The organism is Rubrivivax gelatinosus, from assembly GCF_016583785.1.
GTDB lineage: Bacteria > Pseudomonadota > Gammaproteobacteria > Burkholderiales > Burkholderiaceae_C > Rubrivivax > Rubrivivax gelatinosus_B.
Genome location: NZ_NRRU01000039.1, coordinates 11,847 through 38,389 on the forward strand (window position 1 = coordinate 11,847; position 26,543 = coordinate 38,389).

General features: G+C 70.6%; 28 protein-coding genes. 15 read left to right on the plus strand and 13 right to left on the minus strand.

What is annotated here, in order from left to right; translation table 11 throughout:
* The first annotated feature begins 131 nt into the window (after positions 1 to 131).
* From CKO43_RS11965 to CKO43_RS11985, 5 genes are all read left to right on the plus strand, one after another.
* On the plus strand, positions 132 to 1,412 hold the full coding sequence (locus CKO43_RS11965; RefSeq protein ID WP_200378767.1) for an HD-GYP domain-containing protein: 1,281 nt from the start codon (positions 132 to 134) through the stop codon (positions 1,410 to 1,412).
* Positions 1,409 to 3,505 carry an EAL domain-containing protein gene (locus tag CKO43_RS11970; protein ID WP_200230115.1) on the plus strand — a complete coding sequence of 699 codons (2,097 nt, stop codon included), beginning with the start codon at positions 1,409 to 1,411 and terminating at the stop codon, positions 3,503 to 3,505. The genes CKO43_RS11965 and CKO43_RS11970 overlap by 4 nt, the downstream gene beginning before the upstream one ends.
* 102 nt (positions 3,506 to 3,607) lie before the next feature.
* Positions 3,608 to 3,904, plus strand: a complete 297-nt coding sequence (locus tag CKO43_RS11975) for a DUF1840 domain-containing protein (RefSeq protein ID WP_200230114.1) — start codon at positions 3,608 to 3,610, stop codon at positions 3,902 to 3,904.
* Between the two features lie 61 nt (positions 3,905 to 3,965).
* Positions 3,966 to 4,595, plus strand: coding sequence for a YbhB/YbcL family Raf kinase inhibitor-like protein (locus CKO43_RS11980; protein ID WP_200230112.1), 630 nt, complete (start codon positions 3,966 to 3,968; stop codon positions 4,593 to 4,595).
* Between the two features lie 28 nt (positions 4,596 to 4,623).
* On the plus strand, positions 4,624 to 5,262 hold the full coding sequence (locus CKO43_RS11985) for a histidine phosphatase family protein (RefSeq protein WP_200230111.1): 639 nt from the start codon (positions 4,624 to 4,626) through the stop codon (positions 5,260 to 5,262).
* 112 nt (positions 5,263 to 5,374) lie between these two features.
* Here CKO43_RS11985 and CKO43_RS11990 read toward each other — a convergent pair whose 3' ends face one another.
* The 7 genes from CKO43_RS11990 to ruvB all read right to left on the minus strand — a co-directional run bounded on the left by CKO43_RS11990 (position 5,375) and on the right by ruvB (position 13,027).
* Complete coding sequence (locus tag CKO43_RS11990) at positions 5,375 to 8,779, minus strand: pilus assembly protein (protein ID WP_200378768.1); 3,405 nt, start codon at positions 8,777 to 8,779, stop codon at positions 5,375 to 5,377.
* 3 nt (positions 8,780 to 8,782) lie between these two features.
* Entirely contained in the window at positions 8,783 to 9,328 is a 546-nt protein-coding gene (locus CKO43_RS11995; RefSeq protein WP_242478015.1) for a pilus assembly PilX family protein, read from the minus strand.
* 11 nt (positions 9,329 to 9,339) lie between these two features.
* Complete coding sequence (locus tag CKO43_RS12000) at positions 9,340 to 10,431, minus strand: PilW family protein (RefSeq protein ID WP_200378769.1); 1,092 nt, start codon at positions 10,429 to 10,431, stop codon at positions 9,340 to 9,342.
* Positions 10,424 to 10,909 (minus strand): type IV pilus modification PilV family protein, encoded by a 486-nt coding sequence (locus tag CKO43_RS12005; protein WP_200378770.1) that lies wholly within the window; start codon positions 10,907 to 10,909, stop codon positions 10,424 to 10,426. Before CKO43_RS12005 ends, CKO43_RS12000 begins: the two co-directional genes overlap by 8 nt.
* Positions 10,885 to 11,349 (minus strand): GspH/FimT family pseudopilin, encoded by a 465-nt coding sequence (locus CKO43_RS12010; protein WP_200230101.1) that lies wholly within the window; start codon positions 11,347 to 11,349, stop codon positions 10,885 to 10,887. Before CKO43_RS12010 ends, CKO43_RS12005 begins: the two co-directional genes overlap by 25 nt.
* Positions 11,337 to 11,771 (minus strand): type IV pilin protein, encoded by a 435-nt coding sequence (locus CKO43_RS12015; RefSeq protein WP_200378771.1) that lies wholly within the window; start codon positions 11,769 to 11,771, stop codon positions 11,337 to 11,339. The genes CKO43_RS12010 and CKO43_RS12015 overlap by 13 nt, the downstream gene beginning before the upstream one ends.
* A gap of 194 nt (positions 11,772 to 11,965) precedes the next feature.
* Entirely contained in the window at positions 11,966 to 13,027 is a 1,062-nt protein-coding gene (ruvB, locus tag CKO43_RS12020) for a Holliday junction branch migration DNA helicase RuvB (protein ID WP_200378772.1), read from the minus strand.
* A 71-nt stretch (positions 13,028 to 13,098) separates the two neighbouring features.
* Here ruvB and CKO43_RS12025 point away from each other — a divergent pair, with 71 nt between their 5' ends.
* A complete protein-coding gene (locus CKO43_RS12025; protein WP_200378773.1) occupies positions 13,099 to 13,575 on the plus strand; it encodes a copper chaperone PCu(A)C in 477 nt (158 codons plus the stop codon).
* Positions 13,572 to 13,991 (plus strand): hypothetical protein, encoded by a 420-nt coding sequence (locus CKO43_RS12030; protein WP_200378774.1) that lies wholly within the window; start codon positions 13,572 to 13,574, stop codon positions 13,989 to 13,991. The genes CKO43_RS12025 and CKO43_RS12030 overlap by 4 nt, the downstream gene beginning before the upstream one ends.
* Here CKO43_RS12030 and ruvA read toward each other — a convergent pair.
* The 3 genes from ruvA to embS are packed head-to-tail and all read right to left on the minus strand — an operon-like array spanning position 13,981 to position 17,175.
* On the minus strand, positions 13,981 to 14,559 hold the full coding sequence (gene ruvA / locus CKO43_RS12035) for a Holliday junction branch migration protein RuvA (protein WP_200378775.1): 579 nt from the start codon (positions 14,557 to 14,559) through the stop codon (positions 13,981 to 13,983). The two genes, CKO43_RS12030 and ruvA, sit on opposite strands and share 11 nt — an antisense overlap.
* A gap of 46 nt (positions 14,560 to 14,605) precedes the next feature.
* Positions 14,606 to 15,250 carry a response regulator transcription factor EmbR gene (gene embR, locus CKO43_RS12040; RefSeq protein WP_200230092.1) on the minus strand — a complete coding sequence of 215 codons (645 nt, stop codon included), beginning with the start codon at positions 15,248 to 15,250 and terminating at the stop codon, positions 14,606 to 14,608.
* Between the two features lie 50 nt (positions 15,251 to 15,300).
* Positions 15,301 to 17,175, minus strand: a complete 1,875-nt coding sequence (gene embS, locus CKO43_RS12045) for a sensor histidine kinase EmbS (protein WP_200378776.1) — start codon at positions 17,173 to 17,175, stop codon at positions 15,301 to 15,303.
* A gap of 81 nt (positions 17,176 to 17,256) precedes the next feature.
* On the opposite strand from embS, the gene CKO43_RS12050 reads away from it, so the two are divergent.
* The gene (locus tag CKO43_RS12050; protein WP_200378777.1) at positions 17,257 to 18,219 is read left to right on the plus strand and encodes a PhoH family protein; all 963 of its coding nucleotides are present in this window, start codon (positions 17,257 to 17,259) and stop codon (positions 18,217 to 18,219) included.
* On the plus strand, positions 18,209 to 18,652 hold the full coding sequence (gene ybeY, locus CKO43_RS12055; protein WP_200378778.1) for an rRNA maturation RNase YbeY: 444 nt from the start codon (positions 18,209 to 18,211) through the stop codon (positions 18,650 to 18,652). The genes CKO43_RS12050 and ybeY overlap by 11 nt, the downstream gene beginning before the upstream one ends.
* 4 nt (positions 18,653 to 18,656) lie before the next feature.
* On the opposite strand, the gene CKO43_RS12060 is transcribed toward ybeY, so the two are convergent.
* The 3 genes from CKO43_RS12060 to hemB are packed head-to-tail and all read right to left on the minus strand — an operon-like array spanning position 18,657 to position 21,653.
* Entirely contained in the window at positions 18,657 to 19,559 is a 903-nt protein-coding gene (locus CKO43_RS12060; protein WP_200378779.1) for an EamA family transporter, read from the minus strand.
* Positions 19,560 to 19,569: 10 nt separating this feature from the next.
* Positions 19,570 to 20,646, minus strand: a complete 1,077-nt coding sequence (locus tag CKO43_RS12065; protein ID WP_200230083.1) for a magnesium transporter CorA family protein — start codon at positions 20,644 to 20,646, stop codon at positions 19,570 to 19,572.
* On the minus strand, positions 20,646 to 21,653 hold the full coding sequence (hemB, locus tag CKO43_RS12070; RefSeq protein ID WP_200230080.1) for a porphobilinogen synthase: 1,008 nt from the start codon (positions 21,651 to 21,653) through the stop codon (positions 20,646 to 20,648). Before hemB ends, CKO43_RS12065 begins: the two co-directional genes overlap by 1 nt.
* 242 nt (positions 21,654 to 21,895) lie before the next feature.
* Here hemB and CKO43_RS12075 point away from each other — a divergent pair, with 242 nt between their 5' ends.
* From CKO43_RS12075 to CKO43_RS12100, 6 genes are read left to right on the plus strand one after another with little or no spacing between them, the layout of a single operon-like run.
* On the plus strand, positions 21,896 to 22,324 hold the full coding sequence (locus CKO43_RS12075) for a CopD family protein (RefSeq protein WP_200230078.1): 429 nt from the start codon (positions 21,896 to 21,898) through the stop codon (positions 22,322 to 22,324).
* Between the two features lie 16 nt (positions 22,325 to 22,340).
* Positions 22,341 to 23,456, plus strand: coding sequence for a VanZ family protein (locus CKO43_RS12080; protein ID WP_200378780.1), 1,116 nt, complete (start codon positions 22,341 to 22,343; stop codon positions 23,454 to 23,456).
* A gap of 47 nt (positions 23,457 to 23,503) precedes the next feature.
* A complete protein-coding gene (locus CKO43_RS12085) occupies positions 23,504 to 23,830 on the plus strand; it encodes a (2Fe-2S) ferredoxin domain-containing protein (protein WP_200230074.1) in 327 nt (108 codons plus the stop codon).
* Positions 23,827 to 24,444 carry an alpha/beta hydrolase gene (locus tag CKO43_RS12090; RefSeq protein WP_200230072.1) on the plus strand — a complete coding sequence of 206 codons (618 nt, stop codon included), beginning with the start codon at positions 23,827 to 23,829 and terminating at the stop codon, positions 24,442 to 24,444. The genes CKO43_RS12085 and CKO43_RS12090 overlap by 4 nt, the downstream gene beginning before the upstream one ends.
* 21 nt (positions 24,445 to 24,465) lie before the next feature.
* Complete coding sequence (locus CKO43_RS12095; RefSeq protein WP_200230070.1) at positions 24,466 to 25,611, plus strand: D-alanyl-D-alanine carboxypeptidase family protein; 1,146 nt, start codon at positions 24,466 to 24,468, stop codon at positions 25,609 to 25,611.
* Between the two features lie 37 nt (positions 25,612 to 25,648).
* Positions 25,649 to 26,539 (plus strand): D-amino acid aminotransferase, encoded by an 891-nt coding sequence (locus tag CKO43_RS12100; protein WP_200378781.1) that lies wholly within the window; start codon positions 25,649 to 25,651, stop codon positions 26,537 to 26,539.
* The last annotated feature ends 4 nt before the right edge of the window (positions 26,540 to 26,543 follow it).

Sequence of the window (26,543 nt, forward strand, 5' to 3'; positions counted from 1 at the left end):
GCGGCTCATCGTGCAGGCGTCACACGCCGCATCTGCCTGGCGTTCAAGTATTCGCCGGGGCGGCCGAAATGGTGACGATAGCGACCGGAATGCCCGTCACAGTCCGGTCTCGAACACCAGTACCCACAACGATGTCGCAAACGATAGGCGTCCAGGACCTGCAGGTCGGCATGTACATCCACCTGGATCTGGGGTGGATGTCGCATCCGTTCCCGCTGTCGAGCTTCCGGATCCATTCGTCCGAACAGATCTCGACGATCCGCTCGCTCGGGCTGCAGCGCCTGCGCTGGTCGCCCGAACGCAGCGCGCTCGAGCCGCCGCCAGCGCGCAGTGCCCGCGCCCGCGACGAAGCCCGGGCGGCTTCGTTCGAAACCGCCGAGCAGCGTGCGGCGCGCCGGCGGCGTGAACTGCTGGCGGCTCAGCGTGCCGCCACCCAGCTCTGCGAACGCCAGTACGTCGAGGCCGGCCGGATCTGGCGCGACGCCATCGACGTCGTGCCGCAGCGTCCCGAGGAAGCGCGCACGACGACCGAGTCGCTGACCAGCGCGCTGCTGGACAAGATGCTGGTCGACGGCGAGATGTGCATCCGGCTGCTCAGCAGCGGTGCCGGCGACCGCGCCACCGCGCACGCGCTCAACGTCGCCGTGATCTCGCTGCTGCTCGGCCGCGGCTTCGGCCTGGCGCGCGACGAGATGCTGGACCTGGGCGTGGGCTCGCTGCTGCACGACATCGGCAAGCTCGACATCCCCGACCGCCTGCACCACCTGGAAGACGGCTTCACCAGCGCTGAACTCAATGCCTACCGCGACCACGTCGCACGTGGCGTGGCGACGGGCCGGCGCATGATGCTGGCGCCGGCGGCGATGCTGGTGCTGGCCCAGCACCACGAACTGGCCGACGGCACGGGCTTCCCGATGCGGCTGACGGGGGAGCGCATCGCCACCGGCGCGCGCATCGTCGCGCTCGTCAACCGCTACGACAACCTGTGCAACCCGGCGCTGCTGGCGCGCGCGATGACGCCGCACGAGGCGCTGTCCATCCTCTTTGCCCAGTCGCGCAGCAAGTACGACACCACCGTGCTCAACGCCTTCATCAAGATGATGGGCGTGTACCCGGCGGGTTCGGTCGTGCAGCTCTCCGACGAGCGCTACGCGATGGTCGTCAGCGTCAACTCGTCGCGCCCGCTGCGCCCGCGGCTGCTGGTGCACGACCCGCGTGTGGCGCGCGACGACGCGCTCTACCTGGACCTGGAGAAAGAGCCCGAGGTCGGCATCCGCCGCAGCCTGAGCCCGTCGCGGCTGCCGCGCGAGGCGCTCGAGTACCTCGCGCCGCGCCAGCGCCTGACCTACTTCTTCGAGCCGGCACCCACGCATGCCGAGCTGGAGTCGCTGGACGCGGAGGTCGGCGCGTGAACGCCGTCGCCGCCTGGCGGCCGCTGCTCGACAGCCTGCCGCTGGCCGCCTGGATCGTCGAGCTGGCGGGGCAGACCGTCGTCGCCGCCAATCCCGAGGCCGCGCGCCTGCTGGACCTGCCGGTGGCGACGCTGCAAGGCCAGCGCACCACGCACTGGCTGGCGACGCCCGAGGACCAGGCCTACTGGAACGAGATCGCCACCGGGCGCTACGCTCCGCTGCGTTCGGACAGCCTGGTCTGCAGCGCCGGCGGCGGCACGATCCAGGTCGAGCGCCACGTGCAGCCGCTGCCCGCGGGCGCCGGCGGCGTGCCGACGCACGCGCTCGTGACCCTGCGCGACCGGCGTGCCGAGCAGCGGGCCGAGGACGAACGCGAGGCCGTGGTCGCGGAGTTGCAGGCGACGCTCGAGTCGACCGGCGACGGCATTCTCGTCACCGACCTGGACGGCCGCGTGCGTGCCTTCAACCGCCGCTTCGCGCAGATCTGGGGCCTGCCCGAGGACCTGCTCGAAACGCGCGACAGCGCCGCGCTGCACGACTGGATGCGCCGCCGCACGCTGGACGGCGAGGCCTACGAGCGCCGCCTGACCGCGCTGCGTTCGGCGCCGCTGCTGTCCTCGACCGAGCGGCTCGAGCTCGCCGATGGCCAGATCGTGCAGCGCGTGACGCGCCCGCTGTGGGGCCGCAGCGGGCCGCAGGGGCGCGTCTACTCGTTCAGCGACCTGACCGAACTCGTCAAGGTGCGGGCGCTGTCGCAGGCGCTGTCCTCGCACGACGCGCTGACGCGCCTGCCCAACCGCGGCCTGTTGGCCGAGAAGGTGGCCGAGGCCGGCCAGCGCTGGCGCCGCGACCAGCAGCAGTTCGCCCTGCTGGTCGTCGACCTGGACCACTTCCGTCGCGTCAACGACAGCTTCGGCCAGCAGGTCGCCAACCGCGTGCTGTGCGAGGTCGGCGAGCGCATCGGTGCGGCGCTGCGTTCGCAGGACGTGCTGGCGCGCATCGGCGGCGACCTGTTCGCCGCGCTGCTGCAGGACGCCGACCGCGTCAGCGCCGAGAAGGCGGTGATGCGCGTGCTGAGCGTCGTCAACACCCAGCCCTTCGACGCCGACGGCACGCCGTTCTCGCTCAGCTGCAGCGTCGGCATCGCGCTCTGTCCGCAGGACGGCCAGGCACTGGACGACCTGGTGCGCCAGGCCGAGGCCGCGGTGCGCACCGCCAAGGCGGCCGGCCGCGCGAGCTTCCGCTTCGCCGAGCCGGTGCCCGGCGGCGAGGCGCATTCGCACGTGCGCATGGTGCACGCGATGCGCGAGGCGCTGAAGGACGGGCGCTTCCGGCTGCATTACCAGCCGCAGATCCGCTTCCGCGACGGCGCCGTCGCCGGCGCCGAGGCGCTGCTGCGCTGGCGCGACCCGCAGCTCGGCGAGATCGCACCGGCGGCCTTCATCCCGGTGGCCGAGGACAGCGGCTTCATCGTCACGCTGGGCAACTGGGTGCTGTCGCAGGCGGTGCGCCAGGCGGCGCTGTGGCACGAGGCCGGGCGTTCGCTGACGGTGGCGATCAACGTCTCGGCGCTGCAGTTCCGCCAGCCCGACTTCGTCGCCCAGGTGGCCGACGTGCTCGCCGTCAGCGGCCTGCCGGCGCACCTGCTGGAGCTGGAGCTGACAGAGTCCATCCTCGTCGACAAGGCCGACGAGGCGCTGGAGCGGCTGCACGCGCTGCAGCGCCTGGGCGTGCAGCTGGCGCTCGACGACTTCGGCACCGGCTACTCCTGCCTGGGTTCGCTCAAGCGCGTGCCGATCGGGCGCCTGAAGATCGACCGCAGCTTCGTCTCGGGCCTGCCCGACGACGACACCGACGTCGGCCTGGTGCGCGCCATCATCCAGCTCGCGCAGGCACTGGGCAAACGTGTCACCGCCGAAGGCGTCGAGACCGAGGCCCAGCGCCGCTTCCTCGCCGACCTGGGCTGCGACGCTTTCCAGGGCTACCTGTACGCGCCGGCGATGGACGCCGCCGCCTTCGAGCGCCACCTGCCGCCGCCCCGGCCCCGGCCGATGCCGACGGCCGGCGGCCGCCACATCCGGCTGGTGCGCTGAGCGCCGCCGACGGCCTCACGGCCGGGCGGGCGACTGGGCAACTGGGCGCGAGGGCGCTGCGCGGAGCACAATCGGCGCATCCGTCCAATCGCCAGCAGCCGCATGATCTACAAGTTCAGAAGCAAGGCGACCGGCGACCTGATCATGCTCGGGCCGCACGGCGACCAGATCCTGCGCCTGCTCGGGCGCGATCCCGCGCCTCAGGGCATCATCGAGCCCGGCGCGATGGCAGCGGCGATCGCGGCGCTCGAAGCGGCTTCGGCGGCTGACGACGAAGGCGGCGACGCAGACGACGCGCCCGGCTCGAGCGCAGTCTCGCTGCGCCGCCGCGCCTGGCCGATGATCCAGATGCTGCGGCGCGCCCAGGCCGAGGGCGAGAGCATCGTCTGGGGTGTCTAGGACGGCGGGCCGCTCACCAGGCATGCCCGCGGCAGCGCAAGAAAAGCAAGAGGGAATGGCGATGAAACTCTGGAGCGACAGCTGGACCAACGGCGACCGCATCCCGGCCTGCTACGCCGCCGGCCGGCTCGACGAGTCCGGCCAGGTCGGCTTCGGCGAGAACCTGAACCCGCATCTCGCCTGGAGCGATGTGCCGGCGACGGCGCGTTCGCTGGTGCTGATCTGCCACGACTTCGACGTGCCCAGCCGCCCCGACGACGTCAACCAGCCCGACCGCGAGGTGCCGGCCGAACTGCCGCGCACCGACTTCTTCCACTGGCTGCTGGTCGACCTGCCGCCGCGGCCCGCGGTGATCGCCGAAGGCGAGTACAGCCGCGGCTTCAGCGCCCGCGGCAAACCCGGCCCGGGCCTGCCCAACGGTGCGCGCCAGGGGCTCAACGACTACACCGGCTGGTTCGCCAACGACCCTCAGTTCGCCGGCCGCTACTACGGCTACGACGGCCCGTTCCCGCCGTTCAACGACTCGCTGGTGCACCACTACGTGTTCACGCTCTACGCCGTCGTGCTCGAGCGCCTGCCGCTCGAGGGCGATTTCGGCGGCCAGCAGGTGCGCGAGGCGCTGGCCGGCCACGTGTGCGCCGAGGCCACCTTCTCCGGCACCTACACGCTGAACCGGCGGCTGGCGCGGTGACGGGCGGCGCACGGCGGCGCCGCGCGCGATGAACGAGGCCACCCGCCTCGTCGTGCTGCGCCACGGCGAGACCGACTGGAACGTCGGCCAGCGCATCCAGGGACAGCTCGACATCGGCCTGAACGCCCACGGCCGCTGGCAGGCCGGGCGCGCCGCGCAGGCGCTGGCCGACGAGGGCCTGCAGGCGATCTACAGCAGCGACCTGGCGCGCGCCGCCGACACCGCCGCGGCGCTGGGCGCCGTCACCGGGCTGGCGGTGCGGCCCGAGCCGGGGCTGCGCGAACGCGCCTTCGGTTGCTTCGAGGGCCTGTCCTTCGCCGAGATCCAGCAGCGCTGGCCCGAGCAGGCGCAGCGCTGGCGCCGGCGCGACCCCGACTGGGGCGCCGATGGCGGCGAACGCCTGACCGACTTCTACCGCCGCGTCGTCGACACCGTGCTCGCACTCGCCGCGCGCCACCCGGGGCAGGCGCTGGCGCTGGTCGCGCACGGCGGCGTGCTCGACTGCCTGTACCGCGCCGCGACCCGCATCGCGCTGGACGCGCCGCGCAGCTGGACGCTGGGCAACGCCAGCATCAACCGGCTGCTGCACGCCGACGGCGCGCTCGTGCTGGTAGGCTGGAACGACGCCGGCCACCTCGAGGGTGGCCGGGACGATCCGGGAGCCTGAGCGCGGGCGGCGCTTCATTCCCCGCGCGTGAAATCGCGTTCGGGCCTTCTGCAGGCGTACGCGCCTTCCGGCGACCTAGGTCCAGGCTCAGCCCTCGCACGTGAAATCGTGCTCAGTCCTCGTCGCGGCGGACTTCGCGCCAGGAGTTGCGGGCCGCGGGGATGGTGGGCTTGAGCGCGAGGTCCTTGGTCGCGGCCTCTCCGTCACCGGTCTGCACCAGACCACGAACCTTGCCGTCGGTGGTGACGACGGCGTTCACGCCCGAGGAGTTGGCCACCGTCGAGATCTGCGTCGAGACCAGCGACGAGTTCTCGTAAGTCTTGCCGGTCTGGTAGTCCAGGACGTAGAGCCAGGACGACGCCGTGCAGTCGGTCGCGCCGGCCACGTTGGTGGTGAAGGTGATGGCGCCGTAGGCCAGCGCCGGGTGGGTATTCGCCTGCTCGCCGGCCGGCAGGTCCATGTACCAGCCGCGTTTGGCGGTCCAGGTGAAGTCGTCGCCGGCGAGGGTGCCGTCGCCGGTGCTGGTGTTGCGCGTGTAGGTGCGCTGCACCAGCGTGCTGCGCGGGCTGGTCAGCGTCGAGCCGTCGGAGACGGCGTAGAAGGTCTGCACCGCGCTGCTGCCGAAGTCGCCGATGTCCAGCAGCCGGCCGGTGCCGATCAGGATGATGCGTCTGCCGTCGATTTCGGCCAGTTCGGGAGCTGCCGTCACCGGCTGCGCGGTGCCGTTGTTGCTGAACTTGGCCACCTTCAGCACGGCGTTGGCATCGCTGGGTGCGAGCGAGAGGTCGAAGCGCCAGAGGTTGCCCAGCAGGTCGCCGCCGTAGACGTAGCGCACGGTGCCGTCGTCCTCGAGGTAGGCCGAGACCTGCGCCAGGCCGGCTTCGTTCGTCAGCGAACCCTCGCTGGTGACGTATTCCTTGAGCACGCTGCCGTCGGCGGCGTCGAGCACGAACAGCCGGCCGTAGCCATCGGCGGTGGCGTTGTAGCCCGAGGTCACGAGCACGCGGTAGGCGTCCTCGCCGACCTTGACGATGGAGGGCTTGCCCAGCGTCTGACCGACCTTGGCCGAATACGTGCTGCTGGTGCTGGCCGGGAACTGCCACTTCACCCAGGTGGCGGCGTTGGACTGGGTGTTCGTGCGCGGCGTGCTGACGTCCAGCGCGTAGTAGGCGCGGCCGGCGGCGCCCATGCCGGCGACCAGCAGCCGGCTGCTGGTTCCGGTCTTGCCGATCGCCGGCGTGCCGTCCAGGCGGGTCTTGAAGGTGTAGCCGCGTTCGGCGGTCTCGCCGATCTCGGGCAGCACCGCGTTCGGCACGAAGGCCCAGAGTTCGTCGCCGTCTATCGTCTCCGCGCCGTCGGCGTCGGTGTTCTTGGCGATGTCGAAGGCATGCAGCATGCCTTCACCGGAGGCGAGGTAGACGATGTCGTCGCTGCGGCTGATGACCGGCTCGGCGCTGATCACCGCGCCAATCAGGCTGGTGCGTGAGCGGTAGGTCGTGCCTTCGAGCGAGCGGTCGCCGCGCAGATAGGCCACGAGTTCGGCGCTGTCGCCGTAGGCGGAACTCGGGTTGACCGTCGAACCGATGTTGGTCGCCGTGAAGGCCACGCCGCCGCTGCCGTCATGGGTGGCGATCTCGCGCGGGTTCGTCGTGAGGTTGCGGGCCCGCAGCTGCGCATCGGCCGACCACGACGCCGTCGACGAAATCTCGGCCGTGGCCGGGTCGATCACGTTGGCCGTCAGGTCGCCCGACCAGCCGCTCGGGTTGTAGGTCGCCATGTAGGCGTAGCCGTCGCCGCGGGTCAGGTTCACCGTGCTGACGGCGACGCCGCTCTGGGCGCCGGTCTGGCTGATGATGTCGTTGAGGATGGCGCGGATGCTGCTGGCGGTCTCGGTCGGTGTCGTCGCCAGGAACATCAGCCCGCGGCCGTTGATCGTCGCGTGCCACTGGTCGTCGATCATCGACGGGTCGTCGGCCACCGGCGTCGCCCAGGTCGGCGCGACCTCGAAGGGGTCGGTCTCGGTCGGCCAGAGCGAGCCGCGCACGCCCAGCGAGATCGCGTAGGTGTTGATGTGCAGGTTGGTGTTCTTGTCGGCGTTGGCCGCGGTCGACGTGCTCTTGGGCACCTTGCCGGCAGCCAGGCCGGTGCGCAGCCGCAGCGTGTACTGCGACAGCGCCAGGTCGGCCAGCGACCCCGTCGGCGTCGTCGCGTAGGGCGAGCCGGAGCCGTAGGTGCTCGAGGTGTAGCTCGGGATGTCGGAGTAGGAGGCCGTGTTCGAGAAGCCGTCGGTGACGACGAAGGTGTTGTTGCGCTGGCAGGCGTACTTGATGATGTTCTGGTTTTCGTCGTACTGCTTGCCGATGTAGCGCACCGTCGCGTGCGTCGGCGTGCCCTTCATCTCCATGCCGTTGTTGTAGAACAGCCCGGTGACGCGCAGCCCGTTGTCCTTCGCGGCTGTGGCGTCGGTGTCGTACATCGTCACCGCGCTGAGGTTGTTGAACGCGACGACACCCAGGCGCAGCCCGGTCAGGCCCTCCAGCACCTCACCCATGGACCCGGCCAGCATCAGCTTGCGCTTGCGGTAGAAGCTGAACCAGTTGGCGAAGTTCTGCAGTTCGTCGGCGTAGCTGCGCCCCGAAGGGTAGGTGTTGCCGCTCGTGATCTCGTACTTCTTCAGCTTGGTCGTGCCGTCCGGCCCCAGGATGCAGGTGCTGGAGTCGACGGTGCAGCTCTCGGCATGCCAGTAGGTCGCGGGGTAGTACGGGATCGCGGCCTGGCAGGTGCCGCTCGAGACCGTGACCTCGGCCGTCAGCGTGCGCCAGGTGCTGCCGCTGCAGGCGCCGCTGGTGGTGCTGCTGGCCTTCACGTAGGTGCCCGAGGGCAGCTTGACGCCCTTCTGGGCGTAGAAGGTGTAGCCGTTGGTGCTGAACTTGGAGTTGCTGCTCGTCCAGCTGGTGGCCAGCGCCAGCGCCGGGCCGCTTGGGTACAGCGGGTGCGAGGGCGTCGAACTGGTGCTGGCGTTGCTGAAGGGGAGCTTGCTGCCGTCGTCGGTGCTGTTGCTGGTCAGGTCGACGTAGGCCGGCGACCAGGCTGCGTAGGTCGTGCCCGGGTCGTAGTAGATCGGGTTGAAGGTCGCCGAGCGCAGCCACGCGAACTGCGGCGTCGGCGGCGCCGCGTGGCCGTAGACGCTGTCGTAGGTGTAGATCTGGCCGCCGGTGGCGGTGCCGACCGGGAACAGGAAGGCGTAGGGGTCGTAGCTGCTGTTGGTCTTGAGCGGCTTGCCCTTGCTCGAGTCCCACATCGTGCTGCCGTTCCACCAGGCCAGCCCCGAGGTGGTGTCGAGCAGGACCTCCCAGTCCATCGAGCCCGAGTCGTCCATCGCGAAGATGACGTTGGGCTTGGCCAGCACCGAGGCCTTCAGCGGCAGCTGCGCGACGTCGGTCGCCGAGGCCGCCGTGCCGGCCAGCAGCGCGGCCAGCGACAGCACGGATGCGGAAATCTGCAGGACGGTCTTCATCTGTCAGCCCTTGGTCACGAGTGACTGCACGTAGATCTGCGTGCCGCGCTGGTCGGTCACCTGGACGGTGATGCGGAACTGCTTGGAATTCGGCGGGTCCAGCTCTTCGGTGCCGGCGACGTGGCTCTTGGCCTGCGGGATCTGCTTGACCAGGCACTGGCGCAGCGGGTAATCGACCTTGGCGACCGAGCAGGCGCGCTCGGCAACGTAGCGCACCGTGGTCTGGCCGACGGTGATCGACGGGGCGTTGGCCCAGGTCACGGTGGGCAGGCCGTGGGTGTCCTTGGCGCGCTCGACCGGCGAATACCAGTTGTTGGCCGCCATCTCTTCGTTGGTCAGCGCGTTGATCTGCGCGAACGCGGTGTTCAGCCCGATGTCGCTGGCCTGTACCGCCGCCTCGTGATAGGCGACGTTGCCGCTGGCCAGCGTGCCGGCTTCGGTCATGCGTGCCAGCGCCAGCCCGCCCAGCAGCATCACGGTGAGCAGGATCAGCACGACGAGCATCGTGACGCCGCGTTCGGCGCGGCGTTTGAGTCGGCGCAGGTTCATCACCATCACCATCACCAGACGAAGTTGCGCAGCGGCACGACCACTGTCGCGCTGCGGTAGCGGAAGCAGTCCCAGTTCGCGACGTCGGGTTCGACCTCGACATCGGGATTCAGCGGGTCTTTCGGCTTTTCGGCGCTCGCCTCGCAGGCCTGGCCCGACGCAGGCCGTTCCGGCTGGGCGCTGCGCACGACGACGCCGAAACGCAGCGCGCGGATCCTGTCGGCCTCGGTGCCGCTGACCGCGGACCAGCTGCCGGTGGCGTCCTGCCAGCTCAGGTCGTTGCCGGTCGCGGTGGAAGCGATGCCGTACTGGACCCGAAAGGACATCACGTTGCGCAGCAGCGTGGCCGATGTGCCGGTCAGCGGCTGCTCGAACAGCAGCGTCGTGCCGTCCAGGCGGTAGCGGCGCCAGGACAGCATGCCCAGCAGCGTGATGCGGTCCTTGTCGGTCTCGTTGTAGGCCGGCGTGTTCGTGAACGCGGCCCGGTTGTAGATGCCGTTGGCGCCGGCGTTGCCGAAGGTCAGGGTCTGGGGCGTGTCGTCGGTTGCCGCCGCCACCGCGGTGACGCTGCGAACCAGGCAGGGCTGGCTGCTCGCTGCCGCTGTGCCCGGCACCAGCATCACCAGCTGGCCCGTGGCCACCTGCAGCCGCGACTGCGTCATCGCGGTCCCCGCGCCGGCCGTGCCCGACAGCAGCACGTCGGCGCCGCCATCGATGCTGCTGGCGAACACCAGGTCGATCTGGTCGTTCGTGCCGTCCGAGGTGATCTGTGCCGGCGAGAACACGTCGGCGTCGAAGTGCACCGTGGTGTCGTACGACAGGTCGAGCTTGTGGCACGAGAACAGCGACTGGTTGTTGCTGTTGCGCGTGCCGAAGAAGCCCAGGCCGGCCGATGCCGCGTCGTCCTTGATCGCGGCCATCGTCGTCGTCAGGTTGGCGGTGGCGCCGCCGCCGCTGATGCCCTGGCGCTGCGAGGCGCTGAAGGTGCGTGCGCTGCCGGCCGCGGCCAGGCTGATGATCAGCGCGATCACCATGCCGACCATCAGCTCGACGATCGACAGGCCCCGCTGTGGGCGGGCGCTGCGTCGGCCGGGCTCAGACATAGGTGCTGGCCTCCATGCGGCGGGTCTTCTCGTCCTCGTCGTCCTCGGTCTTGCTGTCGTCGGCACGGCTGCCCTTGCCGGTCCAGGTGATGAGGACCGTCATGCGGTGCGTGCCTGCCGTGTAGCTGACCTCGACCGTGCCGTCGGGCAGCGCCTCGCCGACGCGCGTCTCGAAGGCCTCGGCGTAGTCGCTGGCGCTGTCGCTGCCGCAGCTGCCCGCGGCCGGAAGCGTGTAGCAGGCCGCATTGCTCGAGTCGATCATCGCGGTGCTGAGCAGCTCGCTGCCGAGCTGCACCGCGCGTGCGCGCTGGTCGGCCTCGGTGCCGTAGGACAGCGAGCGCGCCTGCAGCCGCGTCAGCCCGAGCAGGCCGAAGGACAGGATCGCGAGCGCGACGAGTGCGTCGATGAGGCTGAAGCCGCCCCGGCGCCGGCGTGCCGGCCCCGGGCGCGGCGTCAGCAGCTGGTCTGATCGCTGCATAGCCGTATCGCTCCGCCGCCGTCGACCCGCAGGCCCGGGCAGCGCAGTTCGCCGCCGCAGGTCTGATCCTGCAGCGACAGGTTGACCGAGGCATCGTCGGCGAGCATGCCGCGGGCGTTGAAGTCGATGGTCACGGCTTCGGCCGCCGTGGCACCGCCGGCGAGTTCGATCTGGCGCAGCGTCGCCGGGTCGGCCGGGCCCATGTCGATGATCTTGACCGTGGCGCCGTCGACGTCGAGCCGGACCGTGTTGTTGCGCTTGAGCGCCTCGCTCTGCGCCAGCAGCGCCTGGGTGTAGAGCAGGTTGCCGGCTTCGCGCAGGCGCGAGTTCGAGACGAACTCGGCGAACTGCGGCGCCGCCGCGAACATCAGCATCGCGCCGATGGCGAGTGCGACCATCAGTTCGATCAGCGTCAGGCCGCGCTGCTTCAGCTGTCGCATACCGAGCCCTTGGTACTCCAGCAGTTGCTCGACGGCACGCCCTTCGGGTGCTCGACGGTCTTGCGTGTGCCGCTGCTGTCGATCGAGTACTTGTAGCCTTCCATCGCGCCGGAGCCGGTCGCGGTCGCCTCGAAGCTGTTGCCGCTGTCGCCGATCGAACAGTCGAGCGTGAAGTTCGCCGGGTTCGCCGGCGAGAGCGCGCAGCCGTCGGCGCCGTAGCTGCCGACGTCCTGGTAGCGCTGCTCCATGCGCGTGGCGAAGGCCGACAGCGCGTCCAGCGCCACCGGCGCCTTGGAGCGCTGGATGTACGAGTTGTAGGACGGCAGTGCCACCGCGGTGAGGATCGCGAGCACGGCCAGCGCGATCATCAGTTCGATCAGCGTGAAGCCGGCGGTCACGGCGGGGCGGAGGCTGGGCATCATCGGGGGTCTCGGCGGGTCGTCGGTCTGTCGGGGGTGGCGCGGACAGGGGGGAACGCGGCCGGGCCTTCCGCACTTACGGGACATCGGCTGCCTGCGGTAGCGCTTGAGACAGTATCGAGGCCGGGTGGTAACTGGCTGTTACCCCAGCGTTGGCGTCGTGACCGGATTCGCGGCCCTCCGGACCTCGCTGTCGTTCAGCCTCCGAACAGGTCGCCGCCGGCACGCTGCGGCGGCGTCAGCCCCAGGTGGCGGTAGGCCGCCAGTGTCGCGATGCGGCCGCGCGGGGTGCGCTGCAGATAGCCCTGCTGGATCAGATAGGGCTCGATCACGTCTTCGATCGTGCCGGCTTCCTCGCCGATCGCGGCGGCGACGTTGTCCAGCCCGACCGGGCCGCCGTCGAAGCGGTGGATCACCGCCTCCAGCAGCTTGCGGTCCATGACGTCGAAACCCAGCGGGTCGACGTCCAGCAGCGCCAGCGCCTTGTCGGCGATGTCGGCGTCGATGCGGCCGTCGGCGCGTACCTGGGCGTAGTCGCGCACCCGGCGCAGCAGCCGGTTGGCGATGCGCGGCGTGCCGCGCGAGCGCCGCGCCACTTCCAGCGCGCCGGCGCCGTCGATCTCGACCTTCAGCAGCCCGGCCGAGCGCGTGACGATGCGCGTCAGTTCCTCGGCGGTATAGAACTCCAGCCGCGCGACGATGCCGAAGCGGTCGCGCAGCGGGTTGGTCAGCATGCCGGCGCGTGTCGTCGCGCCGACCAGCGTGAAAGGCTGCAGGTCGAGCTTGATCGAGCGTGCCGCCGGGCCGTCGCCGATCATGATGTCGATCTGGTAGTCCTCCAGCGCCGGGTACAGGATCTCCTCGACCACCGGCGACAGGCGGTGGATCTCGTCGATGAAGAGCACGTCGTTCTTCTCGAGATTGGTCAGGATGGCCGCCAGGTCGCGCGGCTTCTCCAGCACCGGGCCCGAGGTCTGGCGCAGGTTGACGCCGAGTTCCGCGGCGACGATGTGCGCCAGCGTCGTCTTGCCCAGCCCCGGCGGGCCGAACAGCAGCACGTGGTCCAGCGCCTCGGCGCGGCCGCGTGCGGCGTGGATGAAGATCTCCAGTTGCTCGCGCGCCCGCGCCTGGCCGACGTACTCGTCCAGCGCCTTGGGCCGCAGCGCGCGTTCGATCGCCTCCTCGTTGGGCGAGGCCGGCGCGGCGCTGACCACCCGTGGAGCCGGGGCGGGGCCGAAGTCGTCCGTCTTGATCGCCATGGGGCCGATTATCGCGAGCTAGACTGGCCGCCCGGCTGCCGCGTCGGCGGCCGTTGCCATCCCGAGGAGTTATGCCCGTGAAGCGTTCCGTTGCCGCCACCCTTGCCGCCGCCTTGCTGGCCTGCGGCGCCGCGTCCGCCCAGACCACCGTCAAGGAAGCGTGGATCCGCGGCACGGTGGCGCAGCAGAAGGCTACCGGCCTGTTCGCCCAGATCACTTCGGTGCAGGGCGGCCGCCTGGTCGGCGCGTCGTCGCCGGTGGCCGGCGTCGTCGAGATCCACGAGATGGCGATGGACGGCAACGTGATGAAGATGCGCGCGCTGCCCGACGGCCTGGCGCTGCCCGCGGGCAAGCCGGTCGAACTCAAGCCCGGCGGCTACCACGTGATGCTGCTGGACCTGAAGCAGGCGCTGGAGCCGGGATCGACCGTGCCGGTGACCCTGGTCTTCGAAGGCGCCGACAAGAAGCGCGACAGCGTCGAGCTGCAGGTGCCGGTGAAGGCGCTGAACGCCGCGGCCAAGCCGGCGATGCAGCACTCCGGGCATTGAGCCGCGTGCCGCCGGTCGACTGGACATCCATCCGGCGGGCCCGCCTGCCCTACAGCTACGGCCGCTTCGCACGCGCCAAGGGTTTCGTCTTCGAGCGCTGGTGCGAACTCGCGGCCGAGCGCGCCGTGGCGCTGCCGGCGGACCTGTCGGGCGCGTGCAAGTACGGCTCGCTGTTCGTGCAGTCGGTCTTCGGCGGCTCGATCCGCGGCCATTTCGAGCACCAGTACAACTGCGTCGAGGGCCGCCTCGTCGACCTCGGCCACGACGCGCTCGACGTCGGCCGCATGGGTGAGCCCTACCGGCACGAGGCGGCGTATTTCGAGCTGCCCGAGGTGCAGGCACGGCTGGCGGCCTGCGTGCCGCGCGCCGAACGCTGGGCCGACGCCTTCCTGCGCGACCCGGCGCTCAGCGGTTGAGCGCTTTCAATGCGAGCTTGATGCCGTCGCTGACGCCGACGTCCTTCGGCAGCGCCTTGGCCGCGGCCTGGGCCTCGCGTTCGTTGTAGCCCAGCGCCATCAGCGCCTGCACGATGTCGGCGTGGGCGTCGCCGGCGGCGCCGGCCGCCGAAGGCAGCCCCAGGTCGGGCGCGAGCTTGCCCTTGAGCTCGAGCAGCACGCGTTCGGCGGTCTTCTTGCCGATGCCCGGCACCTTGACGAGCCGCGCGCCGTCCTGAGACGCGACCGCCTGCGACAGTTCGGCGACCGACAGCCCCGACAGCAGTGCCAGCGCCATGCGCGGGCCGACGCCGCTGATCTTCACCAGCAGCCGGAAGGTCGCGCGTTCGGCGGCGGTGAGGAAGCCGAAGAGCTGCTGCGCGTCCTCGCGCACGACGAACTCGGTCAGCAGCACGACGCGCTCGCCGAGCGCGGGCAGGTGGTAGAAGGTGCTCATCGGCACGTCGACTTCGTAGCCGACGCCGCCGACGTCGACGAGTACCTGCGGGGGGGTCTTTTCGGCCAGCGTGCCGGAGAGTCGTCCGATCATGGCGGCGATTGTCGCCGCGCCGGGCACCGGGCCCGGCGGATGCTGGTCAGCGGAACAGCCCCAGGCGCTGCGCCTCGAGCGCGGCCTCGGCGCGCGAGCTCACGTTGAGCTTGCGGTAGATCTGCTTGACGTAGTCGGCGATGGTGTGCCGCGACAGGCCCAGCTGGACGCCGATCTCGGGCAGCGTGTAGCCCTTGGCGACACGCAGCAGCACTTCGCTCTCGCGGTCGGTCAGCGAGACGTGCGGCAGCAGCGAGGCCTGCGGCTTGGCCTTTTCGGTGAAGTAGGCCATCACGCGGCGCGCGATCGACGGCGACAGCGGCGGCTCGCCCTGGCTGATGCGCTGGAGCTGCTCGACGATCATCTCGCGCGGCTGCTCCTTCAGGATGTAGCCGAAGGCGCCGGCCTGCAGCGCCGGGAACAGGTGCTCGTCGTCGTCGTGGATCGTGACCACGACCGACTGCGCCTCGGGCTGCACGTCGCGCAGCTTGGTGACGACGTCGACGCCGCTGCCGTCGGGCAGGCCGAGGTCGATGAGCGCGAGTTCGAACTTGACGGCCGAGGCCAGCGAGATCGCGTCCTGGACGCGGGCGCTCTCGGAAATCTGGGCCGACGGAAACACCTGAAGCACGAGTTTGCGCATCCAGGCGCGGATCTCGGGCAGGTCTTCGAGCAGCAGGACGTTCTTCATGAGAATCAGGCTCGTTCGGGCCGAAAACTTATCGTAACAGCAGCCCGGCCCTAGGGGGATGCCTCGAGCGCCCGGTCCAGAGGGATCGTGAGTCGTATCACGGTTCCGCGTCCGGGGGCGGACTCGACGAGACACTGGCCCTGCAACTGCTTGGCGCGGTTCTTCATCGTCGCCATGCCGTGGCCGCGGTCCAGCCGGCCGTCGTTCTCGATCTTGATGCCGTCGCCGTCGTCCTGGACAACGAGCTTGAAGTCGCCGTCGGCGACGCTGCAGGTCACGGCGGCGTGCGAGCCGCCGCTGTGTTTGATGATGTTGCTGGTGGCCTCGCGCAGGATGCGCGTGGTCTGGACGAAGGCGCGCGCCGACAGCATCTGCGTCAGGTCCTCGGGCGCCTGCCACTCGGCCTGGATGCCGGCCTGGGCGAGGCGGTTGACGACTTCGGCGCGCCAGTCGCCGAGCGCGTCGGCCAGGCGCACCGCGCGCCCGGTGAGGCCGCGCACCGACAGCCGCATCTCCTCCAGCGCCTCGCGCGCCAGCGTCGAGATGCGCTGGTCGTCGCTGGTGTGCACGATGGTCAGCAGCTTGGCGCCGAGGTCGTCGTGCAGGTCGGCGGCGATGCGTTTCCTCTCGCGCTCGGTGATCTGCTCGACACGCAGCTCGGCGAGCTGGCGGAAGTTGCGTTCGATCTCGGCGGTGGCTTCGCGCACGCGCTCCTCGAGGTGGGCGCGGCCGAGTTCGGCCTCCTGCAGCGCGCGCCCGTGCTGCTGCACCAGGCGCAGGCCGACGACGACGAACATCAGCGGCGCGACCAGCCGCGCCGCCTGCGCCGGCATCGGGCTGCCGCCGAGCTGCTGCGAGATGAACTCGACCAGCCCGGCCAGCGCCAGCGTGCCCAGCGTGGCCGCCATCACCCACGACGAGCGCGAGTGCGAGCGCCACTGCGCCCGCAGGTAGTAGATCGCCGCCGCGCCCACCTGCAGCCCCAGCACCAGGCTCCACAGCGTCGTCAGCAGGTGCAGCCGCTCGGGGCCTGCGAGCACCAGCGAGGCCGGCATCAGCGCGCACTGCAGCGGCAGCAGGCGGTCGGCGAAACGGCTGCGGTGCTGGGCGTAGCGCAGCAGGAACTGCACCGCCGTCAGCGTGATGAAGGCCAGCAGCGAACACAGCAGGAACTCGGCGACCGCGTGGTCCACCGGCACCGTGCGCAGCCACAGCCGCGCTTCCAGCGCCGACCACAGCACCGACAGCGCGCCGAAGTAGGCCAGGTGCGTCTCGCGCCGGTTGATCGTGCCGAGCACGAACATGAAGCTGCCCATCAGCAGCAGCGTCGCCGACAGCGCCTGCGGCAGCGCGACGGCGAAGGTGTGCTGGCGCGCCTGCCGGTGCAGCAGCATCGACTGCGGCCCCAGCTCCAGCACCGACAGCCCGCCGGCACGCCAGCGCGAGCCCACGCGCGCCAACGGCTCGCCGGCGACCTTGATGTCCAGCGTGTTCAGCGCCGGCGCGATCAGCGCCGCGGGCAGCGTGACCAGCTGCGGCTGGCCGCAGTTGTTGGTCAGCGGCTCGCGCATGCGGCCGCCGCTGTGCACCAGCTGGCCGTTCAGGTAGACCTCGAGGTTGGTGCAGACGCGTTCGATGTAGAGCGCGGTCAGTTCCTCGTCGGGTGTCGCCGGCGCCCGGAAACCCACGCGGTACCAGACCGGGCCGGCTTCGCCCGGCCGCGATCGCGACCAGTCGTCGGGCAGCGTGACGCTCTTGGCCGGTGCGTCGGCCGGGAAGGTCGGGCCGGCGCCGGGCGCGGCCAGCGCCGAGACGATGCGCAGCGTCTGCGCTGCGGCCGGCTGGGCGAGCAGGGACAGCGCCGCGAGCAGCAGCAGCGGGGACAGCAGCGAGCGCAGTCGGCGCAAAGGGGCGGCGGACAACATGTCGGTCGATTCTGCGGCATGCGGCTTGCCCGGCGGGGCTGCGACAATGCCGCCCTCCGCCGACCCCCGCATCCTCGCCGCTTGATCCGCCGCCACACGCTCGCTCCGTCCGACCATCGTCGGCTCGCCCACCTCTGCGGGCCGCTGGACGCGCACCTGCGTGCGATCGAGGCCGCACTCGGCGTCACGCTCGCGCGCCGCGACGACAGCTTCCGCATCGACGGCCCGCGTGCCGCGGTCGAGCGTGCGGTCGCACTGCTGGACCGCCTCTACGAACAGGCGTCGGCGCCGATCGGCGAGCGCAAGCTGCAGCTCGCGCTGGCCGAGGCCGGGGCCGCGCCCGCCGCTGCCGACGAGGCCGTCGACGGCGGCGAGCGGGTCGTGCTGCACACGCGCCACAGCGACCTGACCGGCCGCACGCCCAACCAGATGCAGTACCTGCGTCAGATCCTGGCGCACGACATCACCTTCGGCATCGGCCCGGCCGGCACCGGCAAGACCTTTCTCGCCGTCGCCTGCGCCGTCGACGCGCTCGAGCGCCACGGCGTGCAGCGCATCGTGCTGACCCGGCCCGCGGTCGAGGCCGGCGAGCGCCTCGGTTTCCTGCCCGGCGACCTGGCGCAGAAGGTCGACCCCTATCTGCGCCCGCTGTACGACGCGCTCTACGACCTGATGGGCTTCGACCGCGTCGCCAAGGCCTTCGAACGCGGCCTGATCGAGATCGCGCCGCTGGCCTTCATGCGCGGGCGCACGCTGAACCACGCTTTCGTCATCCTCGACGAGGCGCAGAACACGACGCGCGAGCAGATGAAGATGTTCCTGACGCGCATCGGCTTCGGCAGCAAGTGCGTCGTCACCGGCGACGTCAGCCAGGTCGATCTGCCCAAGGGCATGGCCAGCGGCCTGATCGAGGCGCGCCACATCCTGACGCGCGTCGATGGCCTGGCGTTCACCGACTTCACCGCCGCCGACGTCGTGCGCCACCCGCTGGTGGCGCGCATCGTCGAGGCCTACGACGCCGTGCGGGGGCCGCGTGAAGCCTGATCTCCAGCTGTCGCTGCAGTTCGCCGACGCGCGCCACCGCGGCGTGCTCGCGCGCCACCGCGTCGCGCGTTTCATCCGCACTGCGCTCGAAGCGCCGGGCCGCATCGCGGTGCGCATCGTCGACGAGGACGAGGGCCGCGAGTTGAACCGCGGCTACCGCGGCAAGGACTATGCGACCAACGTGCTGACCTTCGATTACGAGCACGAGCCAGAGGTCGTCGCCGACCTGGTGCTGTGTGCGCCGGTGGTCGAGCGCGAGGCCGCCGAGCAGGGCATCACGCTCGAGGCCCACTACGCCCACCTGCTGGTGCACGGCACGCTGCACGCGCAGGGCTGGGACCACGAGGACGACGAGGAAGCCGAGGCGATGGAAGCGCGCGAGAGCGAGCTGCTGGCCACGCTCGGCGTCGCCGACCCCTACGCGCGCGGCTGAAGCTTCAGGCCGGTTTCGGCCGCCCCAGCACCGCGGCGATCGCGCCGACGATCAGCACCATCGCGGCGAAGTCCTGCCAGTGCAGTGCCTCGCCCAGGCCGATCGCGCCGGAGAAGGTGCCCAGCACCGGGATCATCATCACGCTGATCGAGCTCGCCACCGGCGGCAGCGTGCGCGCCAGGTAGAACCAGGCCGCCTGCGCGAAGCAGAACACGCCGATGGCGTTGTAGGCGATGGCCCAGGCCACCGGCGCCGACGGCGGTGCCCAGCGCTGCGACTCGAAGACGGCGGCGAGCACGCACATCACCGCGGTGGTCAGCGCCGTCATCCAGAACGAGACCGCCAGCAGCGGCACCGGAATGCTGCTGCGCCGCAGCCGGTGCGTGCCGTAGGCCCAGGTGGCGGCGGCCACCAGCATCGCCCCGGCGGCCCAGGGCGCGCCGGTCAGGCGCGCGAACTCGTGCGTCAGCAGCAGCACGATGCCCAGCCCCGCCGCGGCGACGCCGGCGGCCTGGCGCCAGCCCGGGCGTTCGCCGTAGAGCACGAAACCCCAGACTGCAGCGAACACCGGCATCGAATAACCGAGGATGGCGGCGCGGCCGGAGCTCAGCGACTGCACCGCGAGGATCACGATGACGTGCCAGACCAGCATGTTGGGCAGCGTCAGGCGCAGCACCTCGCCCCAGTGCGCCCGCGGCACGGCCAGCGGCACGCGCAAGGCTGCGAGCGCCAGCCCGAACAGCGGCAGCCCGATCAGCATCGACGCGGCGCGGAAGGACAGCGGCGGGAACCCGCCAGGCTGTGCCGGCGTGCCGCTGACGCCCATCTTCATCACCGGCCAGTTCAGCCCCCAGATCAGGGTCAGCAGCAGCAGGACCGCCAGCTGGCGGCGGGTGGGACGTGTCACCGGGCGGCCTTCAGCGCGGGTTTTCGCCCAGGTAGCGCTTGCGCCAGAAGAACACGGCCAGGCCCAGGCCGATGGCCAGCATCATCAACACCGCGACCCAGACCCCGGTGCTGGTGTGCACCAGCGGCAGGAAGTCGAAGTTCATGCCGAAGAAGCCGGTGATCAGGTTCAGCGGCATGAAGACGGCGGTCAGCACCGTCAGCGTGCGCATGATGTCGTTGGTGCGGTGCGCGGTCGCCGAGAAGTGCATCTGCACCGCGGTCTCGGCCGAGTGTTCGAGCCGGCGCACGTGCGAGAGCACGCGCTCGACGTGTTCGAGCACGTCGCGCGAGCGCACGCGCAGCAGCTCGCGCTCGCGCCGGGCCGCAGGCTCTGCCGGTTCGGGCCATTCGTCGAGCGCGTCTATCCATTCCTGGATCGCGCTGCGCTGGTCCTCGCAGGTGTCCTCGAGCAGGTGCAGCGCGGTGCGCGACTGCAGCAGCACGTTCCAGCCGCCGAAGCGGCTCTTCGGGTCGAGCAGGCGCTGCTGCAGGTAGCCGAGCTGGCGCGTCAGCAGCCGGCGCAGGTCGAGGTAGCTGTCGACCATGTGGTTGACCATGCGCAGCATCAGGTCGGCCGGGCTCGCCGGCAGGCGCGCGCCGGCGCTGACCAGGCGCGTCGCGAAGTGCTCGCGCACCGCGCAGTCGGTCGGGTGCACCGTGATCAGCACGCGGTCGAAGACCGCGAAGCCGACCGGGCTGGTGTCGATCGCGCGCAGCGCGCGCTGCGCGCTGGCCATCGTGCCGTGTTCGTCGTCGACGAACAGGTCCTCGCTGCCGGCCGCGGCCGCCAGGCGGCGGAACACCAGCAGGTCGTACCAGGAGGTGTAGTCGTAGTGGCTCGGCAGCTGGTTGTTCAGCAGGTCCGAGACATGCAGGTCGACGAGCGCGCCCAGGCCCCAGCGCTGCAGGCCTGCCTGCAGCTCGGCCTGGCGCAGCTCGAAGACACGGCGTGCGCTGCCGATCCAGAGGAAGCCCTCGGCCGGCAGCGCATCCGGCAGCGCCTCGAGTTCACGCAGACCCGAGGCACTGACGTGCAGGACGCGCATCAGCGCTGCTGCTGCAGCAGGCGCGCGGCGTCGAGCGCGAAGTAGGTCAGGATGCCGTCGGCGCCGGCGCGCTTGAAGGCGAGCAGCGCTTCCATCATCACCGCGTCGTGGTCCAGCCAGCCGTTGGCGGCGGCCGCCTTGATCATCGCGTACTCGCCGCTCACCTGGTAGGCGAAGGTCGGCATGCCGAACTCGTCCTTCACGCGGCGCACGATGTCCAGGTAGGGCAGGCCGGGCTTGACCATCACCATGTCGGCGCCTTCGGCGATGTCCAGCGCCACTTCGCGCAGCGCTTCGTCGGAGTTGCCCGGGTCCATCTGGTAGACCTTCTTGTCGCTCTTGCCGAGCGCGCCGCGGGTGCCGACGGCGTCGCGGAACGGGCCGTAGAAGGCGCTCGCGTACTTGGCGCTGTAGGCCATGATCCGGGTGTGGATGTGGCCGGCTTCTTCGAGCGCGTTGCGGATGACGCCGATGCGCCCGTCCATCATGTCGCTGGGGGCGACGATGTCGACGCCGGCGGCGGCATGCGTCAGCGCCTGGGCGCGCAGCACTTCGACGGTGGCCTCGTTGATGATGTAGCCGGTCTCGTCGAGCAGGCCGTCCTGGCCGTGGCTAGTGTAGGGGTCGAGCGCGACGTCGGTCATCACGCCGAGCTCGGGGAAACGTTCCTTCAGCGCCTGCACGGTGCGCGGGATCAGGCCGTCGGGATTGGTCGCTTCGCGGCCGTCGGGCGTCTTCAGCGACGCGTCGATGTTCGGGAACAGTGCCAGCACCGGGACACCCAGCTTCAGGCACTGTTCGGCGACGCCGAACAGCACGTCCTGGCTCATGCGCTGCACGCCGGGCATGCTCGGCACGTCCTGCACCTGGCGCGTGCCCTCGAGCACGAAGACCGGCAGGATGAAGTCTTCCGGCGCCAGCCGGTTCTCGCGCACGAGCGCGCGGGTGAAGGCGTCGCGACGCAGTCGGCGCGGGCGGCTGGTGGGGTACGGGGGCAGGGTACGCATTCGATCCTCGTGTTCTGCAGCGTGTGTCACGCCTGGCGAAGGACCGATGGATTTCGGCTGGCAATCGCCAGTTCACTCTGCTAAAGTGAATATCGAATGATAGCCGCTCAGGCGGTGCGTCATTCCCTGCTTTTCCTCCCTGAGCAGGTGCCTTACCGTGATGACAGCGATAAGGCTTGCTGGCCCCGGCCGCCCGGCCGGGGCCTCCTTTTTGGGCCCGCCCGCCCGGCCATAATCGGCCGATGAGCTATCTCTGGGTCAAGGCCTTCCACATCATCTTCGTGGCGAGCTGGTTCGCCGGGCTGTTCTACCTGCCGCGCGTGTTCGTCAACCTGGCCATGGTGCCGTCCGACAGCCACGCCGAGCGCGAACGCCTGCTGCTGATGGCACGCAAGCTCTACCGCTTCATGATGGTGCTGATGGTCCCGGCTTTCGTGCTGGGCCTGGTGCTGTGGCTGTATTTCGGCATCGGCAAGGGCGACGGCTGGATGCACGCCAAGCTGACGCTGGTGGCCGGTGTGCTGGTCTACCAGGAGTTCTGCCGCCGCGTGCTGAAGGACTTCGAGAACTCGGCCAACAAGCGCTCGCACAAGTGGTTCCGGGTCTTCAACGAGATCACGGTGCTGCTGTTCATCGCGATCGTCGTGCTGGTGGTCGTGAAGCCGTTCTGAGCGGCGCGGGCGACGCGTGGCAAACCACCGTCACCGCAGTTCGGCGACGCCGCTGGCGCTGGCGTTCGCGGCGCTGATCGCCTATGCCAGCCTGTTCCCGTTCGAGGGCTGGCGCTGGCCGCCGGGGCAGGAGTTCACGGCGCTGCTCGCGCTGTCCTGGCCGCGCTGGGTGACGCCGTTCGACGACTGGTCCAACTTCGTCGGCTACGTGCCGCTGGGCGTGCTGGTGCTGATCGCCGCCCGGCGCAGCGGCCTGGGCATGCTGCCGGCGGTCGTGCTGGGCCTCGTGCTGCCGGCGGCGCTGTCCTACGCTGCCGAGGTGACGCAGCAGTTCCTGCCCTCGCGCCACCCCTCGCTGAAGGACTGGGTGCTGAATACCGGCGGCGCCGCGCTCGGCGTGCTGATCGGCGCGACCCTGCACGCCGCCGGCCTGATCGGCCGCTGGCACACGCTGCGCGAGCGCTGGTTCGTGCCGCAGAGCGCGGGCGCGCTGGCGCTGCTCGCGCTGTGGCCCATGGGCCTGCTGTTCCCGGCCCCGGTGCCGCTGGGCCTGGGGCAGATCGGCGAGCGCCTGCGCCTGCTCGCTTCGCAGGCGCTGGAAGACGTGCCCTGGGCGGAGGCCTGGTACACGCTGCTGGCCGCCCAGCCGCCCGAGCCCGACCGCCTGTGGCCGCCAGCCGAGGCCATGGTCACCGGGCTCGGCCTGCTTGCGCCCTGCCTCGTTGCCTACGCCGTCGCCGCCCCGGGCTGGCGGCGTGCGGTGCTGGCGCTGGGCGCGCTGGCGCTGGCGTCGGCGGCGATGACGCTGTCGACGCTGCTGAACTTCGGCCCCGACCACGCGCTCGCCTGGCTGACGCCGACCGTCGCCCCGGCGCTGCTCGCTGCCACCGGGGTCGCGCTGCTGCTGGCGCCGGTCGGCCGGCGCCTGGCCGGTGGCCTGGGGCTGGTGGCACTGACCGCGCTGGTGGCGCTGGTTGCGCAGGCCCCGGCCGACCCGTATTTCGCGCAGAGCCTGCAGAGCTGGGAACAGGGCCGTTTCGTGCGCTTTCACGGGCTGGCGCAGTGGATCGGCCTGCTCTGGCCCTATGCGGCGATGGGCTGGCTGCTGGCGCGGCTGGCCAGCCGCGAGTGATCGCCTCGTTACCGGAGCGCCGGGAGCCGCTGCCTACAATCGTGGCGATGAGCTATTTCCGGCATCACATCTTCTTCTGCCTCAACGAACGGCCCGCCGGACAGGCCAGTTGTGCCCACAACGGGGCCCAGGACGCCTTCGACCACTGCAAGGCGCGCGTCAAGGCCGAAGGCCTGGCCGGCCCCGGCGGCGTGCGTGTCAACAAGGCCGGCTGCCTGGACCGCTGCGCCGGCGGCCCGGTGGCCGTGGTCTACCCCGACGAGACCTGGTACACCTTCGTCGACCGCGAGGACATCGACGAGATCGTCGAGTCGCACCTGAAGAACGGGCGCCCGGTCGAGCGCCTGATGCTGCCGCCCGACATCGGCCGATGAACGCCGCCACCGAGCGCCGGGCCATCGCCGGCCCGGCGGGGCGGCTCGAGGTCGCGGTCGACACGCCGGCCGGCGCGCTGCGCGGCGTTGCCGTGCTCTGCCACCCGCATCCGCTGCACGGCGGCACGATGGACAACAAGGTCGTGCAGACGCTCGCGCGCGCCTTCGTGCAACTGGGTTACCGCGCCGTGCGCTTCAACTTCCGCGGCGTCGCCGGATCCGAGGGCGAATGGGACGCCGGCGTCGGCGAACTCGACGACGCGCTCGCCGTCGCGGCGGCGTTCCGAGACCCGGCGCTGCCGCTGGCCGTCGGCGGCTTCTCCTTTGGCGGCGCCATCACCACCCAGCTCGCGGCGCGCCTGGCCGAAACCGGCGCGCCGGTCGAACGCCAGGTGCTCGTCGCGCCCGCGGTACGGAACTTCCGCGCCGCGCCGGTGCCTCAGGACAGCGTCGTGATCCACGGCGAGGCCGACGAGGTCGTGCCGCTGGCGGCGGTGCTGGACTGGGCACGTCCCCAGGCCCTGCCGCTGACGGTCGTGCCCGGCGCCGGCCATTTTTTCCACGGGCAGCTCACGCTGCTCAAACAGATCGTCGTCGGTGCCTGGCACCGCTGAACCGGACTCTTTCCTCTTCCCATGAAACGTCTCATCGCCCTGGCTCTGGCCTTCTTCGTGGCCGGCGCCCACGCCCAGGCGCCGGTGCCGCCTGAAATCGCCGCACGCCAGTACCTGCTGATCGACCTGACGAGCAACCAGGTGCTCGCCGAACGCGAGGCCGACACGCCGGCCGACCCGGCGTCGCTGACCAAGCTGATGACGGCCTACCTCGTCTTCAACGCGATCCGGGACGGCAAGCTCGCGCTCGACCAGCGCCTGCCGGTGTCCACGCGTGCCTGGGACGAGCGCAAGTACGGCGGCTCGCTGATGTTCATCGACACGCGCATGCAGCCGCGCGTCGACGAGTTGCTGCGCGGCATGATCGTGCAGAGCGGCAACGACGCGACGGTGGCGCTGGCCGAGGCCGTCGGCGGCACCGTCGAGACCTTCGTCGGCATGATGAACAAGCAGGCCCAGGCCTGGGGCCTGAAGAAAACGCAGTTCAAGAATCCGTCGGGCCTGACCGAGGCCGGCCACAAGACGACGCCGCGCGAGATCGCCTACATCGCCACGCGCATCATCCAGGACCACCCGAAGTTCTATCCGATCTACTCGGAGCGGGCCTTCGCGTTCAACAACATCCGCCAGGACAACCGCAACCTGCTGCTCGGCCGCGACCCCAGCGTCGACGGCATGAAGACCGGCTACACCGACGCCGCCGGCTACTGCCTGGTGGCCAGCGCCCAGCGCGACATGCCCAACGGCAAGCGCCGGCTGCTGTCGGTGGTGATGGGCACGGCGTCGATGCAGGCGCGCGCCAACGAGAGCCAGAAGCTGCTGAACTGGGGCTACGCCGCCTGGGACGCGATCCGGCTGTTCGAAGCCGGCAAGGCGGTGGTGACGGTGCCGGTCTGGAAGGGCAGCACGTCGCAGGCGCGGCTGGGCGCGCCGGGCGCGATCTACGTCGCCGTGCCGCGCGGCGAAGGCGACAAGCTGAAGACCTCGATCCAGCGCACCGACCCGCTGGTCGCGCCGCTGCAGAAGGGCCAGCGCGTGGGCACGCTCAAGGTCGCCACCGCCGGCGGCACGCCGGTGGCCGACATCCCGCTGCAGGTGCTCGAGCCGGTCGAACTCGCCGGCATCTTTGGCCGCGCCTGGGATGCCGTGCGGCTCTGGATCAAGTAATCTCAGGGTCTTCCGACGCGCCCTTCCGAGGCCCGACATGGTGACCGCCCTGCCCGACACGCTCTGCTACCTGAACGGCCACTACACGCCGCTGGCCGAAGCGAAGATCCCGGTGCTCGACCGCGGCTTCATCTTCGGCGACGGCATCTATGACGTCGTGCCGGTCTACGGCCGGCGGCTGTTCCGCTTCGACGAGCACCTGGCGCGGCTGGAACGCAGCCTGGCGAAGATCCGCATCCCGAACCCGCACACGCGCGACGAGTGGCTGGAGCGCTGCCGCTGCCTGGTGCAGACCCTGGCCGAGACGCGCGGCGTCGAAGACCAGGTCGTCTACATCCAGGTCACGCGCGGCGTCGCGCCGCGCGACCACGTGATGCCCGAAGGCATAGAGCCGACCGTCTTCATGATGGTCAACCCGCTGAAACACGCGACGGCCGAGCAGCGCCACCACGGCGTGGCCTGCATCACCGCGCGCGACTTCCGCTGGGAACGCGGCGACATCAAGAGCACCAGCCTGCTGGGCAATGTGCTCGCGCGCCAGATGTCGGCCGACCACGGAGCGGTCGAGACCATCATGTTCCGCGACGGCTTCCTCACCGAGGCCTCCGCGAGCAACGTCTGGATCGTGCAGGAAGGTGCGCTGCTCGGCCCGCCCAAGAGCGAACACGTGCTCGAGGGCATCCGCTTCGAGCTGCTGCGCGAGCTGTGCGAGGACTGCGACATCGCCTACAACCTGCGCCCGGTATCCGAGGCCGAGGTGCTGGCCGCCGACGAGGTGATGCTGAGCTCGGCCACCAAGGAGGTGCTGCCGGTGACGCGCCTGGACGGCGTGCCCGTCGGCCACGGTGCGCTGCGCGGCAAACCCGGGCCGGTCTACGCCCGCCTGTACGAGGCTTACCAGCAGGCCAAGCGCCTGCAGTCGATCTGAAGTC